This is a genomic window from Nonomuraea terrae, from assembly GCF_004348995.1.
Lineage (GTDB): Bacteria > Actinomycetota > Actinomycetes > Streptosporangiales > Streptosporangiaceae > Nonomuraea > Nonomuraea terrae.
In genome coordinates this window covers 15,387-29,025 of sequence record NZ_SMKQ01000102.1, presented here as the reverse complement: position 1 = coordinate 29,025, position 13,639 = coordinate 15,387, and the positions used below count along the sequence as shown (strand labels likewise).

The window sequence follows — 13,639 nt, the reverse complement described above, 5'->3', positions numbered from 1 at the left end:
CCACCAGCCCCTCCGCCGCCTGTTCGGCCAGCCCGGGAACCGCCGTGCGCAGGATCGCCCGCTCGCGGTCCGGCTCGGGGAAGGCGATCCAGTGGTACAGGCAGCGCCGCTTGAGCGCGTCGTGCAGCTCGCGGGTGCGGTTGGAGGTCAGCACCACGATCGGCGGCGTGCGCGCCCGTACGGTGCCCAGTTCCGGGATCGTGATCTGGAAGTCGCCCAGGAACTCCAGCAGGAACGCCTCGAACTCGCTGTCGGCCCGGTCGATCTCGTCGATCAGCAGCACCGCGCCGCGCTCGGCCTGCACGGCGCGCAGCAGGGGCCGGCGCAGCAGGAACTCCTCGCGGTACAGGTCGCCGACGGCCTGGCCGCGGCTCTCCGCCACCCGGACCTGGAGGAGCTGCTTCGGGTAGTCCCACTCGTACAGGGCCTGGCCGGAGTCCAGCCCCTCGAAGCACTGCAGGCGGATCAGGTCCAGGCCGGTGACGCGCGAGAGCACCGAGGCGACCTCGGTCTTGCCGACGCCCGGCTCGCCCTCCAGCAACAGTGGCCGGCCCAGCCGCAGCGCCAGGTGGATGGCGGTGCACAACCCCTCGTCGGCGAAGTAGCCCTGTGCCTCCAGCGCGGTGGCCAGCTCACGCTCCCGCAGCAGGCCGGGCGCGGTGGTCACAACTGTTCGTGTTCGGTGGTCAGCAGGTGGACGCGCTGGGAGGTGTGCGCGGCCGCGTCGGCCGCCGCGGCCTTGCCGTGCTCGGAGCCGAACGCGGCCGCGCGGGCGTCCTCGTCGTCGAAGTACAGCTCGTTCACCGAGTCGTACGCGCCGCCGTCGCCATTGGTCACGCTCACCGTGTACTTCCGCAGGCCGGGCAACTTTTGGGCGAACTCGACGTGGTCCTCCAGCACCCACTTCGCGAACTCCTCGTGGGACAGGCCCTCGGCCCGCTTGAGCAGCGAGATGACTTTCAGCATGGTTCCTCCTCAGATTTCCGGCGCAGGGCGTCCAGCCCGCGCAGGACACGCTCGGGGGTGAACGGCATCGAGTCCAGGCGTACGCCGCACGCGTCGAAGATCGCGTTGGCGATGGCCGGGATCGGGGCGTTCGCCGTCATCTCGCCGATCCCCTTCGCGCCGTACGGCCCGTTCGCGGCCGGGCGCTCCAGGAACAGGCTGTGCTGGACCGGGATGTCGGCGGGCCCGGGCATCAGGTATCCGGCGAAGTCGCGCGGCCCGTGGTCGCGCGACGGGTAGTAGGGCTCGGTGGTCTCGAACAGGGCGTGCGACACGCCCATCCAGGCCCCGCCCTCCACCTGCTGCGTCGCCATGGCGGGGTTGAGCGCCCGGCCGACCTCGTAGGCGTTGTACAGCTCCAGCACCTCGACCACGCCGGTCTCGTCGTCCACCTCGACGGCGGCGGCCGTGCACGCGTGCGCCTGGCAGGAGTCGGGGTCCATCTCCCCCGTCTCGGGCACCGGCACGCTCGGCTCCTTGAGGTAGATGCCGCGGCCGGAGATCGTCCGACCGTGCTTGAAGTGCGCGGCCAGCGCCAGGTCGGTGATGTGGATGCCCTTCTCCTCGGCGCCCTTGAGCCTGATGAAGCCGGTGCCGTCGGTCTCCAGGTCCGCGGCGTCGACCTCCAGTTCCTCGGCGGCGACCTCCAGCATCACGGCGCGCGCCTCGGCCGCGGCCATGATGACGGCGTTGCCGACGCGGTGGGTGCCGCGGCTGGCGAAGGTGCCCATGCAGTGCGGGCCGGTGTCGGTGTCCGCGGTGTCGACGAGCACGTTCTCGATCGGCAGGCCGAGCGTCTCCGCGGCGCACTGGGCGGCGATCGTCTTGATGCCCTGGCCCAGGTCCACCGAGGACAGCGAGATCACGAACGTGCCCGTGGTGGTGGCGTGGATCAGCGCCTGCGAGGGGTCGCCGCCCAGGTTCATGCCGGTCGGGTAGTTCACCGAGGCGTACCCGCGCCCGCGGAGCTTCGCCATCGCTACAGCCCTTCTCGGGTCGTGGAGGACATGCGGCGGTACGCCTCGGGCAGCTCGTGCCCGGCCATCTCCGCCGCCTTCTGGATCACTTCGACCAGGGCCGTGCCCTCGGCGACCTTGCGGTGGGCCTTGAGGTCCCCGTCGCGGTAGGCGTTGAGCAGGCGCAGCCGCAGCGGGTCCAGGTCCAGCGCGCGGGCGATCCGGTCCATCTGCGACTCCAGCGCGAAGTCGGCGATGGTCACACCGAAGCCCCGCATGGCGCTGGACGGCGTGCGGTTGGTGAACACGCAGTGGCAGTCGGCCCACACGTTCGGGATGGAGTAGGGGCCGGGCAGGTGCGCGGCGGCCTTCGTGGTCCCGTACGGGCTGTGGCGGGAGTACGCGCCGGCGTCGACGTACAGCGTGACCTTGCGGCCGATGATCCGGCCGTCGTTCATGACCCCGTCCTTGATGATGATGCGCTCGGCGGCGCGCGGCGAGGAGACCTGCATCTCCTCGGCCCGGTCGTAGACGAACTTGACCGGGCGGTCGGCCAGCATCGCGGCCACGCACGCGACCGGCTCGACCACCACGTCCACCTTGCCGCCGAAGCCGCCGCCGACCGTCCCGCCGACGATGCGTAACGTGTTGAACGGCGTCTCCAGGATCAGGGCGGTGTTGTCCAGGGTGAAGAAGCACGCCTGGGTGTCGGAGTGGATGCGCAGCCGCCCGTCGGCCTGCGGGACGACGACGCAGCCGGTGGTCTCGACGGGAGCCTGCTCGATCGGCGCGGACTGGTAGCGCCACTCGAAGACGTGGTCGGCCCGCGCGAACGCCTCCTCCACGTCGCCGAACCGGATCCGCCGGCAGTGGTGACCCTCGTAGATGAAGTGATTCTGCCCGTGGTACTCGTTGACCAGCGGCGCGCCCTCCTTCAGGGCCTCCTCGACGTCGAAGACCGGCGGCAGGTCCTCGTACGTGACCTTGATCCGGGCCGCTCCCTCCAGCGCGGCCGCCTCCGTCTCGGCGACCACGGCGCAGATCGGCTCGCCGAGGTAGCGCACCTTGTCCACGGCCAGGACGGGCTCGTCGTCCGGCCCGACGCCGATCAGCTTGAGCGGGGTGTAGAGGTTGTTCGGGATGTCGGCGTGGGTGAGGATCCGCAGGACGCCGGGCACGGCCACGGCCTCGGTCAGGTCCACGTCCAGGATCCTGGCGTGGTGCCGGGCCGAGCGGTGCATCTTCAGGTGGGCGAGCCGTGGCGGGGCCACGTCCTCGAAGAACTCGGTACGCCCCGTGACGTGCCCGCGTGCGTCGGAACGCTGGACCACCGAGCCGATGACGGTGAGGTCACCGACGTCCGTACCCGAGGCGCCCCGTTCGGCGGTGAAGGTGCTCGTGTCGATCGGGGCGAGCCGGTACGTCATCGCGACACCACCTGCTCGCGGCGGCGCCTGGCAGCCTCGAGGACGGCGATCACGATGGGCCGGTAGCCGGTGCACCGGCAGACGTTGCCCGAGATCGCCTCGATGACGTCCTCCTCGCTCGGCTCGGGGTTCGCGTCGAGCAGCGCCTCGGCGACCATGATCATGCCGGCGGTGCAGAAGCCGCACTGGGTGGCGAAGCAGTCGACGAAGGCGCTCTGCACCTCGTCCAGCTCACCGCCGGCGGCGACCCCCTCCAGCGTGCGGATCGAACGGCCCGCGACGGTCTCCACCGCGACCAGGCAGGAGGCCTCGGGCCGGCCGTCGACCAGGACGGTGCAGGTGCCGCAGGCGCCCTGCGCGCAGCCCCGCTTGGCCGCGGTGAGTCCGAGCGACTCGCGCAGGCTCGCGAGCAGCGTGGCGCCCGGCGCGGCGATGAACTCCCGTTGCTCGCCGTTGACGATGAGCGAGACGATCTGTGACGGCACGGTCCACCTCTTACTGATGCTGGTGACTGCTGCTAGGGGAGGAAGGCTCGGCGCAGATGCACGGGCAGGACCCGCGCCCGGTACCACGCGCTGGCGTAGGCGTCGTCGAAGGGGTCGATGTCGCCGCGGGCCGCTTCGCCCGCCTCGGTGAGGACCTCGTGGGTCAACGGCCGGCCCCGCAGCAGGCGCTCCGCCGACACCGCCCGCACCGGACGTGACGCGACGCCGCCCAGCGCGATCCTGGTGGAGTCGACCATGCCGCCGTCGGCGCTGGTGACGGAGGCGACGGTCACGATCGCCGCCGAGTTCAGGCGACGGCGCATGGCCTTGTGGTAGTACCAGGTGCCCGGCTGGGGCAGCACGACCCGCACCGCCACCACGACCTCGCCCGCGGCGACCCCGGATGCCAGCACGTCGGCCACCGGTGCGGCGCGCCGGCCGTCCGGCCCGGCGATCTCGCACGTCGCGTCGAGGGCGAGCAGGCAGACAGCCAGGTCGCCGTACGGCTGGGCGACGAACAGATTGCCGCCCACGGTGGCCTGGTTACGGATGGTCGGGGAGGCGATCGTCCGCAGCGCCGGGCGCAGGAACGCGAGCTCCGGCTGCTCGCCGACGGCGGTGAACGTGGCCGCCGCCCCGATCGTGGCCACCCCGTCGCGCACCTGCACGCCGTCCAGCCCCGCCCGGCGCAGGCTGACCAGCTCCGTCACGGGCGCGGCCCCGCTGTTCACCAACGGCATCACGACGGTGCCGCCCCCCATGATCCAGCCGCCCCCCGCCAAGCAGTCGACCGCGGCATCGGCTGATTCCGGAACGTGCACCGCGCAGATCACCATGTGCGATCCTCCTCAGTGAGGGTATTATCGATAATTGATTATCGACTGAAGAGCGTCAAGCGATCTGATAGGACGATCGATAATCGCTAGGATCACCTCATGACCGAAGAGCCCGCCAAGTTGCCACGTCTCACGCTGGCGCGGCAGATCCGCGACTCGCTGGTCGCCAGCATCGTGTCCGGCCACTTCGGCCCCGGCGAGCGACTGGTGGAGACGCGGCTCGCGGCGACCTACGGCACCAGCCAGGCACCCGTACGCGAGGCGCTACGCGAGCTGGAGGCCATGCGGCTGGTGGAGACCCAGCCGCGCCGCGGCACGTTCGTGCGGCCCTTCGTCCAGGAGACCCTGCGCGAAAGCTACGTCGTACGCGCGGCGCTGGAGGAGACGGCCACCCGGCTCGCCCTGCTGGCCGGGACCGTACCGGTGGAGGCCATGCGGGCGGACGTGGCGGCGATGCGGGCCGCCGCAGAAAGCGGCGACGGAGAGGCGTCGGCGCGCGCCAGCGTGTCCTTCCATCGGCGCATCGTCGAGGCCGCGCACAACGAGCTGCTCAAGCTCACCTGGGAGAGCCTGCAGATCGAGGCGCGGACGGCGGTCACGATGGTCGCCACCGAGGTCGACCTGCACGACATCGTCCAGGACCACGCCGAACTGCTGGCCGCGATCGAGGACGGCGACCTGGAGGTCGCGTGCCGCCATGCCCGCGACCACCAATGGCACTACGCCGACCTCCCGCACGACGCCCACGGCCGCACCCGCGACTCCGCCGCGGGCTGACCGAGCGCGAGCTCGCGGCACTTCGTCGGCCGCCGGCCGTGGGCTGATTCCGTCCGGCGGTCGACCCGCGCGAGGAGCGCCTAGCTGATCGGGACAGCGAGCCGGCGTCTGGTGGGTGGTGGGAGCTCCCTGCGCTCTCCGAGGAGGGTCATGAGCTGGTCCATGGCCACCTCGCCGAGCTTCTCGCCGTCCACGTCGATCGAGGGGACGTCGCCCAAGGCGAGGCTCTCGACGACCATGCGTTCAGAACTGACCACGACATCGCGGATGCCGCGACTGAGCAGGGCGAACATGAGGCCGAGGCCGATCGAGGTCGCGTAGGGGACCACGGCTGTGGCGCGGGCGGCCACCACGGCGTCCGCCCGCTCCACGCCGGCGGCGAACGTCGAGGGGTAGGGGCCGAGCATGGTCAGCGTCGCGCCGCTCGACTCGGCCGCGGCGCGGATGGCCGCCTGGCGCTGGCGGTCCTGCCAGGACCCCTCCGGGCCCCCGATGTAGACGATGCGCTCGTGACCCTTCTCGACGAACCAGCCGACCAGCGCGCCGAAGGCGGTGGCCGTGTCGGCGACCGCCGAGGTCATGCCCTCGATCTCGCGGTCGATGAGCACGGTCGGCTTGAACGACGCGGCCGAGCGGACGATCTCGTCCGAACCTCGGGGCGCGGTAAGCAGGAAGCCGTCGACCTGGTGCGCGAGTTGCTCGACCGCGGCCAGTTGGGCCGCGTGCTCCAGAGAGTGCACCGCGATGGTCAGCTGCATGCCCGAGTCGGCCGCGCGCGCCTGGGCACCGCCGATGATCGGGGTGAAGAAGGTGTTGTCGAGCGTGGGCACCACGACAGCGACCACTCCGGTCCTCCCGCCGGCCAGCTGAGTGGCCGCCCGGTTGGGGACGAATCCGAGCCGCTCAGCGGCTGCGCGGACGCGGGCCACCGTTTCCGGCGCGGCCAGGTCCGGCCGGCCCAGGGCGCGGGAGGCCGTCGCCTTGGAAACCCCGGCCAGCGCGGCGACGTCCGCGAGTGTCGGCACCGATCCTCCTTCAGTCGTTACACGGAATTCACACGGGCGTTTGTGCGCCAGGCCGCTCATAATCTATGGTCAGGCTCTCGGAACCGGTTCCACAACCGGTTCCAGCAAGCGTACGCCACTGAGAAAGGACGCCGACATCTCCCGCAAATCGGCCCTTCTGCTGGTGCCTGGTCTCGTCCTTCTCCTGGCAGGTTTCCTCATCCCCTCCGCCGCGATGCTCTTCGCGCCCCCGGACGTGCCGACCACCGAGATCTTCGCGCGCCTGGGCGAGATGCTCAAGGATCCCTATGACCTGGAGGTGATCGGGCGCACGGTCGGGCTGGCCCTGGCTGTCACGATCATCTGCGTCGTCCTCGGTTTTCCCATCGCCTACTGGCTGGCCCGCTCGCCGTCGCGCTGGAGCGGGGTCTTCCTGGCCGTGGCGATCTTCCCCTTGATGTTGAGCAACGTGGTGCGGACGTTCGGCTGGCTGGTGATCCTCGGCTCCAAGGGGGCGCTCGGCCAGCTGCTCGTCCAGCTCGGCATCGTCGACGTGGCGCCGCAGTTGCTCTACACCAAGCTCGCGATCGTCCTCGGCCTCACCCAGTTGTTCCTGCCGCTGGCGATCATCTCCTGCTACTCGGCCGTCGCCCAGGTCGATCCTGGCCTGGACGACGCCTCGCGCGGGCTCGGCGCGAGCAGGATCCGCACGATGTGGAACGTCGTCATCCCCCTGACCATGCCGGGCATCGTGGTGGCCGCCACCCTGGTCTTCGCGGGGTCCGTCACCGCCTACACCACGCCCTACCTGCTCGGCGGGTCCAGCCAGCGGATGCTGTCCACGCAGCTCTTCAATTACGCGAGCACCACGCTCGACTGGGCCTCCGCCTCGGCGACGGCGCTCATCATGACGGTCCTGGTCTTCCTGATCTCCGGGCTGTCCTCGCTGATCGGGCGGAAGGGGGCCACCTCATGAAGCGGCCCATCACAGCGGCGCTCGCGGTCATCGGCTACGTCATCATGATCGTGCCGATCATCTTCGTGGTCGCCACCGCCTTCACGGCGGGAAACGTCCTGAGGTTTCCGCCCGACGGGATCTCGCTGCGCTGGTTCGACGAGGCGCTCGGCTACGAGCCGTTCGTCGAGGCCGCGATCTCCAGCCTGGAGCTCGCCGTGCTCGCCACCGGGCTCGCGCTGCTGATCGGCGTGCCTGTCACGCTCGCCATCCACCGTGGCAAGCTCCCCGGCAAGGGCCTGGTGGAGGGGCTGTTCCTGTCACCGCTCATCGTCCCTGAACTGGTCGTCGGCCTCGCGCTGTTCCAGCAGCTGATGATCGGCATGGACCTCGACAACTTCAGCACCCTGCTGGTCGGGCACACGGCGCTGATGCTGCCTTATGCGGTGCGCGTGACCGGCGCCTCGCTGGCGCTGGCCGATCCCGCGCTGGAGGAGGCCGCCCGAGGTCTCGGCGCCTCGCCACTGCGCGCGTTCTTCAACGTGACGTTGCCCGTCCTGCGTCCGGGGATCTTCTCTGCCGCGTTGCTCAGCGTGGTCACGTCCTTCAACAACGTGCCGCTGTCGCTCCTGCTGCAGGGGCGCGACTTCCGGACGCTGCCGGTGACGATGCTCGACTACGTGCAGCAGTCCTATGACCCGATGGTCGCCGCCGCTTCCACCCTCATCCTGGCCGCCACCGTGGTCATCGCGGTGGTCGCCGAGCGCACGGTCGGATTCGCCAAGATCTTCGGAGGGATCAACCAATGACCGCCGCCGCCGAGTTGATCGGAGTCACCCAGAGGTTCGGCGCCTTCACCGCCGTCGACGAGATCGACCTCGCCGTGCCATCGGGGAAACTGACGACGCTGCTGGGCCCGAGCGGCTGCGGCAAGACCACCACGCTCAGGATGATCGCCGGCTATGCGGCACCGACGTCGGGGACGATCCGCATCGACGGCATCGACAGTACGCGCACGCCGCCGGAGAAGCGGAATCTGGGGATGGTCTTCCAGTCGTACGCGCTGTTCCCCCACATGACCGTGGCGGACAACGTGGGTTACGGGCTCAAGCTGCGCAAGGTGCCGGCTGCGGAAAGGCGGTCACGAGTCATGGAGACGCTCGAGCTCGTCGGGCTCGCGCACCTGGCCGACCGCAAGCCGAAAAAGCTCTCCGGCGGGCAGCAGCAGCGGGTGGCACTGGCCAGGGCGATCGCGATCAGGCCCAAGCTCCTGCTGCTCGACGAGCCGCTGTCCAACCTCGACGCCCGCCTGCGCATCCAGATGCGGGCCGAGATCAGGCGCATCCAGGCGGAGACCAAGCTGACCGTCATCCTCGTCACCCATGACCAGGACGAGGCCCTGGAGATGTCCGACGAGATGGTCATCATGAACGAGGGCAGGATCGTGCAGCAGGGCTCTCCTCAGCAGATCTTCCCTCGCCCGGCTGACCGCTTCGTCGCCGAGTTCCTCGGCTACGAGAACTTCCTCACCGCGGCCGACGGCACCCCGCTGACCATCCGGCCCGAGCATCTGCGCATCGCCGACAAAGGTCACGGCCTTGACGCGACGGTGGTCGACGTGGCCTTTCGCGGCGTCGACCTGCTGGTCTCGCTCGACGTGGTGGACCCGTCGGGCGCGACCGTCAGGCTGCTGGCCGACGTACGCGGCGGCGCCACCCCGACACCCGGATCGAGCGTCACGGTGATCGCGCCGGACGACCATCTGGTCTCTCTCCCCCGCTGAAAGAAGGAACCCCATGCCCACGCGCCGTGCCGTACTGGCCGCTGCTCTGACCGTTCTCGCCGCAGCCGGATGTTCCGGCACGGGCTCCGGTGAGAACCAGGCCGATCAGCAGACCATCGTCGTCAGCACCTTTCCCTTCGGGGTGAAGGAGTTCGAGCAGGCGGTCGTCACTCCGTTCACCAAGAAGACGGGAATCAAGGTCGAGCTGGACACCGGGTCCAACGCCGACCGGCTGTCGAAGCTGAAGCTCGCCAAGGGTGAGCCGGAGGCGGACGTGGTGCTGATCTCCGACTACTTCGCCGCGCTCGGGCAGAAGGACGGCCTCTTCCAGAAGGTCGACGTGCCCAACATGAAGGAGCTCGCGCCGTTCGCGACCGAGGGCGCCTACGACGGGCCGGCCTACACGCACCAGCTGAACGGGATCATCTACAACACCACCAAGCTCAGCCAGGAGCAGGCCGCCGACTGGGGGCTGTTCGCCGACGCGGCGAACAAGGGAAAGGTCGCGCTGCCCGATATTTCGGTGACCGCCGGACAACTCATGATCTCCGGGGTGGGTGAGACGTACGGCAAGGGCCCCTACGACATCGACACCTCGCTGAAGACCCTGGCCGGCTGGGCGCCGAACGTCCTGCAGTTCTACACCTCCACGACCGAGGTCACGAACCTGCTGGCCCAGGGCGAGATCGTCGCCGCCGACGCGCTGAGCGGCTTCGCCACCAAGCTTGTCACCTCTGGCGAGCCGATCGCCTGGACGGCTCCCGCCAAGGGCCGCTACATGGCCACCAACCGGGCGATGATCCCCAAGGGCGCGCGCAACCAGCAGGGAGCGGCGAAGTTCATCGACTACATGCTGTCGGCCGAGGCGCAGAGCGCCACGGCGAAGGTCGTCGGTGACCTGCCCACGAACCCGAAGGCCGAGATCCCGGCCGACATCGCCAAGGTGACGGGCGAGGCGGCGAAGGACCCCGTGGCCGCCGGCTTCAAGACCCTCGACCCCGCCCAGCTCGTCGACACCCGCACCACCTGGGTCGAACGCTTCACCCGCGAGGTGGCCGGCAAGTGAACCGCGCCCTGATGCCCAAGGTCGATCTGCACTGCCATCTCATCGGCACCGTGCGCGCCTCGACCTTCGCCGAGCTGGCCAGGCGTGAGGGGCTCGACCTGCCCGACACGCCCGAGCAAATTTACGCGGACGTGAACTCGCTCCCGCCGGACCCTGCGCTCTACCTGAACACCCGGATCCCGGTTCCCCAGGGCAGGAGCGCGGACGAGCCCGAGGTCTCCTACTCGCTGTTCCAGGTGTCCTCGTGGGTTCTCCAGGTCCTGCGCGACGCTGACGATCTCACCAGGATCACCTATGAGGCGTTCGAGGCCGCCCACCGGACCAGCGCGACCAGGCATCTCGAGCTCTCCTTCGACGCGCTGACCGAACATCAGGAGAAGCTCGGCTACACCACGGTGATCGAGGCGTACGCCGAGGGCATCAGGATGGCCGAGCGCGACTTCGGCATGTCGGGCAGGCTCATCGCGGCCGTCGACCGGAGCAAGTCGGGCGAGGAGGCGCTCTCCTGGATCCGCACGGTGGTGGACAACCCGCACGACTACGTGGCCGGGATCGGGCTGGACAACCTGGAGACCGCCGGCCCGCCCGAGCGGTTCGAGGCCGCCTTCCGGCTGGCTGGTGAGGCCGGGCTCCGCCGTACCGCTCACTCCTCCGAGCACGCGCCCGTCGCCGCCAACACGGTCACGTGCCTCGACGTGCTCGGGTGCGACCGGATCGACCACGGCTACTTCGTACTCGAGGACGACGAGGTCGTCGCCAGGGTCAGGGATGAACAGATCCCGTTCACCGTCATCTCGACCACCTCGCGGCGCTCGTGGCGGCCGTGGCGGCGGGCGTCGATCGCGGCGATGCTCGACGCCGGGCTCAACGTCATTCCCGCTTCCGACGACCCTGGGATGTTCCCGACGTCGTTGGCGAACGAGTATCGGATCCTCTCCGATGAGCTCGACGTGCCGGATGAGCGGCTGCGTGCGATGGCGCTGGCGGGGGTGGAGGCGTGCTGGCTGCCGGAGCCCGAGAAGGACGCCCTGCGCAAGCGCTTCGAGAGAGAGCTCGCGAGCTTGGGGTAATCGTCACAGGTCGATGTGTCGCCCTCTGGCGGGGCGCTCACAGACCGCGGCAGGGCGGCTCGTCGACGTGAGAGGCCGGTTCACCGGTGCCAAGGACCGGCCCTGTCGCCGTGAGCGGAGGACACGGGTAGGGCCGGGCCGAGATCCTCACAGTGGGCGGGATGGTCACGGCGGCGGACGTCGCCACCCCACCGCAACCGCACCAGCAGCGGCCTGGCCGGCCAGCTCGTCGCCACTCCGCGACCTCGGGTTCCTGACGGACCCGGGCGGCGGCGATGTCGGTCACCGGCGTGATCTCCGCGAAGTGGGAGAGCTTCGGCGGCGACCGCCCGGGGGACAGTGGCCGGGGACCACGATGGCGCTCACCTGAAGGGCGCGACCGTTCCCTGTTTCCTTCAGTCGAAGCATTTGTGGGTAGTAGTACGCATTCGCCCCCAGTGCGCCTTTCTACACAGAAAAGGACATTTCGCCCATCTAGGTTGAAAGTGCGCCAGGAAATGGTGCACACACCACAGGGGGAAATGACATGAACAAGATCATGCGAGGCCTCGCCACCGCAGCCGCCACCATCGCCGTCGCGGGCGGCATCCTCGCCGCCACCGGAGGCGCCGCATCGGCCGCCACCACGACCACCACCGTGGCGGCCGCCACGACCGCCACCGTCACCGTCGCCCAGTACGGCGAGCGCTTCCGCTTCGACGGACACCGCTACTACCGCTGGGACGGCAGCCGTTGGAGGATCGTCTCCTTCGACTACGCCCGCCGCCACGGCTTCGACCGCAACCGCTACGACCACGACCGCCACTACGACCGCCGCGGCCACAACCGCTACGACCACGACCGCCGCGACCACAACGACCGCGACCGCCACTACGACCGTGACGACCACCGCGACCGGCACTAGACCACCCGTCGCCGACGCGGCATGAGCAGAGGACACGGCGACCGGCCCGGCGATCACCACATCGCCTGGCCGGTCCGCTTTTCCCACCGGAAACCGCCGGCGGGAACCTCGATGACGGCCTGCGTGACCACCCGGGACCCGGCCACCGACACGCTCGCCGTGGCCTACGCCGCCCTGACCGGAGCGGATCGTCACCTCTGGTCTCAGGAACGAGCCACCTTTCCAGCAGGACGGCCCCTACGTGAAAGCTCGCCGGAGCGTATGGGCAATCCGCCGAGCAGGCACCACGATGGGCGGAGAACTCGAGGAAGGACGCCTCCATGTCCGTGCTGTCCACCAGACTCACGGCGAGGTACGCCACCCCGTACCCGTTCGCCTGCGCTGGAATGGCCTTCGTGGGTGAGACCGTCAACCTCATCACCTTCTTCGGCACCGCCGAGCAGATCGCGGTGTGCGCGGAGGAGCGCGTGCCGATCGTCTCGTTCCACTGGGGTCATCCGCCCGCGGACTGGTTGAAGCCGCTGCACGAGGCCGGGGTGTCGGTGTGGGAGCAGATCGGCTCCGCCGACGCGGCCCGGCTGGCCGTGGACGACGGGGCCGAGGCCGTCATCGCCCAGGGCTGGGAGGCCGGCGGGCACAACTACGGCGGCCTGCCGACCATGGTCAACGTGCCCGCCATCGCGGACGCCGTGGGCGAGCGCGCGATGGTCCTCGCCGCGGGCGGGATCACGGATGGGCGGCAGGTCGCCGCCGCCCTGTCCCTGGGGGCGGACGGGGTGTGGGTCGGGACCCGGATGGTCGCCTCGCGCGAGGCCCGTGCGCATCCCGAGCACCACCGGCGGCTGCTCGCCGCCACGGGCGACAGCTCGGTGCTCACGTCGATCTTCGGACCGGAGTTCCCACAGTTCAACCCGATGCGCCTCCGGCGCAACCGCGTGGTGTCCGAGTAGGACGACCGGCCGGCGGAGATCCCGGCTGATCTCGATTCCCTGGAACGGGTCGGCAGTACGGTCGTGCAGGGCGAGGAGACGGCGATGCGCAAGTTCGGCCTGTTGCTGCCGGTTCCGGAGACGGAGGCCGACTGGGAGGAGATGCCCTGGCTGATGGGACAGGGCGTCGGCCTGCTCCACGAGATCAAGCCCGCCGCGGAGATCGTCAGAGACATGATGGAGCAGGCCGAGCGGGTGCTGACCGGCTTCCGAGCCTGACCAGGGCCGCGGAGGGCCGGCCGCTCGGACCCGATCCGAAGATGGGGCGGAGCCGGGCCGCAGAGCCGTGGAGATCAGCCGGTCGCGGACGGCGGGGCCGTCATCGCGCCGTGGCCGAGCGGCTTTTCCGCTCTGAACGAGGCAGGCCCGCGACGGATGCCGC

The 13,639-nt window shown here is 69.9% G+C and carries 16 protein-coding genes; 9 read left to right on the top strand and 7 right to left on the bottom strand.

The genetic code is table 11. From position 1 onward, the window contains the following. The 6 genes from E1286_RS27525 to E1286_RS27500 form a co-directional block, all read right to left on the bottom strand. The coding region (locus E1286_RS27525; RefSeq protein ID WP_132616940.1) for an AAA family ATPase at nucleotides 1-667 on the bottom strand (667 nt) is incomplete at its 3' end. After that, on the bottom strand, nucleotides 664-966 hold the full coding sequence (locus tag E1286_RS27520; RefSeq protein WP_132616938.1) for an EthD family reductase: 303 nt from the start codon (nucleotides 964-966) through the stop codon (nucleotides 664-666). The genes E1286_RS27525 and E1286_RS27520, both read right to left, overlap by 4 nt. Further along, nucleotides 960-1,982 (bottom strand): xanthine dehydrogenase family protein molybdopterin-binding subunit, encoded by a 1,023-nt coding sequence (locus E1286_RS51380; protein WP_132616936.1) that lies wholly within the window; start codon nucleotides 1,980-1,982, stop codon nucleotides 960-962. The genes E1286_RS27520 and E1286_RS51380 overlap by 7 nt, the downstream gene beginning before the upstream one ends. Nucleotides 1,983-1,984: 2 nt before the next feature. Then, nucleotides 1,985-3,388 carry a xanthine dehydrogenase family protein molybdopterin-binding subunit gene (locus tag E1286_RS51375; RefSeq protein WP_132616934.1) on the bottom strand — a complete coding sequence of 468 codons (1,404 nt, stop codon included), beginning with the start codon at nucleotides 3,386-3,388 and terminating at the stop codon, nucleotides 1,985-1,987. Then, nucleotides 3,385-3,873 (bottom strand): (2Fe-2S)-binding protein, encoded by a 489-nt coding sequence (locus E1286_RS27505; protein ID WP_132616932.1) that lies wholly within the window; start codon nucleotides 3,871-3,873, stop codon nucleotides 3,385-3,387. The genes E1286_RS51375 and E1286_RS27505 overlap by 4 nt, the downstream gene beginning before the upstream one ends. A gap of 32 nt (nucleotides 3,874-3,905) precedes the next feature. Next, nucleotides 3,906-4,709 carry an FAD binding domain-containing protein gene (locus E1286_RS27500; RefSeq protein WP_132616930.1) on the bottom strand — a complete coding sequence of 268 codons (804 nt, stop codon included), beginning with the start codon at nucleotides 4,707-4,709 and terminating at the stop codon, nucleotides 3,906-3,908. Nucleotides 4,710-4,808: 99 nt separating this feature from the next. On the opposite strand from E1286_RS27500, the gene E1286_RS27495 reads away from it, so the two are divergent. Further along, nucleotides 4,809-5,486 carry a GntR family transcriptional regulator gene (locus E1286_RS27495; protein WP_132616928.1) on the top strand — a complete coding sequence of 226 codons (678 nt, stop codon included), beginning with the start codon at nucleotides 4,809-4,811 and terminating at the stop codon, nucleotides 5,484-5,486. An 80-nt stretch (nucleotides 5,487-5,566) separates the two neighbouring features. On the opposite strand, the gene E1286_RS27490 is transcribed toward E1286_RS27495, so the two are convergent. Continuing rightward, entirely contained in the window at nucleotides 5,567-6,511 is a 945-nt protein-coding gene (locus tag E1286_RS27490) for a LacI family DNA-binding transcriptional regulator (RefSeq protein WP_132616926.1), read from the bottom strand. A 214-nt stretch (nucleotides 6,512-6,725) separates the two neighbouring features. On the opposite strand from E1286_RS27490, the gene E1286_RS27485 reads away from it, so the two are divergent. The 8 genes from E1286_RS27485 (at nucleotide 6,726) to E1286_RS49440 (ending at nucleotide 13,476) form a co-directional block, all read left to right on the top strand. Further along, a complete protein-coding gene (locus E1286_RS27485) occupies nucleotides 6,726-7,466 on the top strand; it encodes an ABC transporter permease (protein ID WP_132616924.1) in 741 nt (246 codons plus the stop codon). Continuing rightward, entirely contained in the window at nucleotides 7,463-8,254 is a 792-nt protein-coding gene (locus E1286_RS27480) for an ABC transporter permease (protein ID WP_132616922.1), read from the top strand. The genes E1286_RS27485 and E1286_RS27480 overlap by 4 nt, the downstream gene beginning before the upstream one ends. Continuing rightward, nucleotides 8,251-9,228, top strand: coding sequence for an ABC transporter ATP-binding protein (locus E1286_RS27475; protein WP_132616920.1), 978 nt, complete (start codon nucleotides 8,251-8,253; stop codon nucleotides 9,226-9,228). Before E1286_RS27480 ends, E1286_RS27475 begins: the two co-directional genes overlap by 4 nt. A gap of 13 nt (nucleotides 9,229-9,241) precedes the next feature. After that, the gene (locus tag E1286_RS27470) at nucleotides 9,242-10,294 is read left to right on the top strand and encodes an ABC transporter substrate-binding protein (RefSeq protein ID WP_132616918.1); all 1,053 of its coding nucleotides are present in this window, start codon (nucleotides 9,242-9,244) and stop codon (nucleotides 10,292-10,294) included. After that, a complete protein-coding gene (locus E1286_RS27465; protein ID WP_223190448.1) occupies nucleotides 10,291-11,364 on the top strand; it encodes an adenosine deaminase family protein in 1,074 nt (357 codons plus the stop codon). The genes E1286_RS27470 and E1286_RS27465 overlap by 4 nt, the downstream gene beginning before the upstream one ends. Before the next feature lie 526 nt (nucleotides 11,365-11,890). Next, nucleotides 11,891-12,268 (top strand): hypothetical protein, encoded by a 378-nt coding sequence (locus E1286_RS27460; protein WP_132616916.1) that lies wholly within the window; start codon nucleotides 11,891-11,893, stop codon nucleotides 12,266-12,268. Between the two features lie 320 nt (nucleotides 12,269-12,588). Further along, nucleotides 12,589-13,218 (top strand): nitronate monooxygenase, encoded by a 630-nt coding sequence (locus tag E1286_RS27455; RefSeq protein WP_223190446.1) that lies wholly within the window; start codon nucleotides 12,589-12,591, stop codon nucleotides 13,216-13,218. An 84-nt stretch (nucleotides 13,219-13,302) separates the two neighbouring features. After that, on the top strand, nucleotides 13,303-13,476 hold the full coding sequence (locus E1286_RS49440; RefSeq protein ID WP_223190444.1) for a hypothetical protein: 174 nt from the start codon (nucleotides 13,303-13,305) through the stop codon (nucleotides 13,474-13,476). The last annotated feature ends 163 nt before the right edge of the window (nucleotides 13,477-13,639 follow it).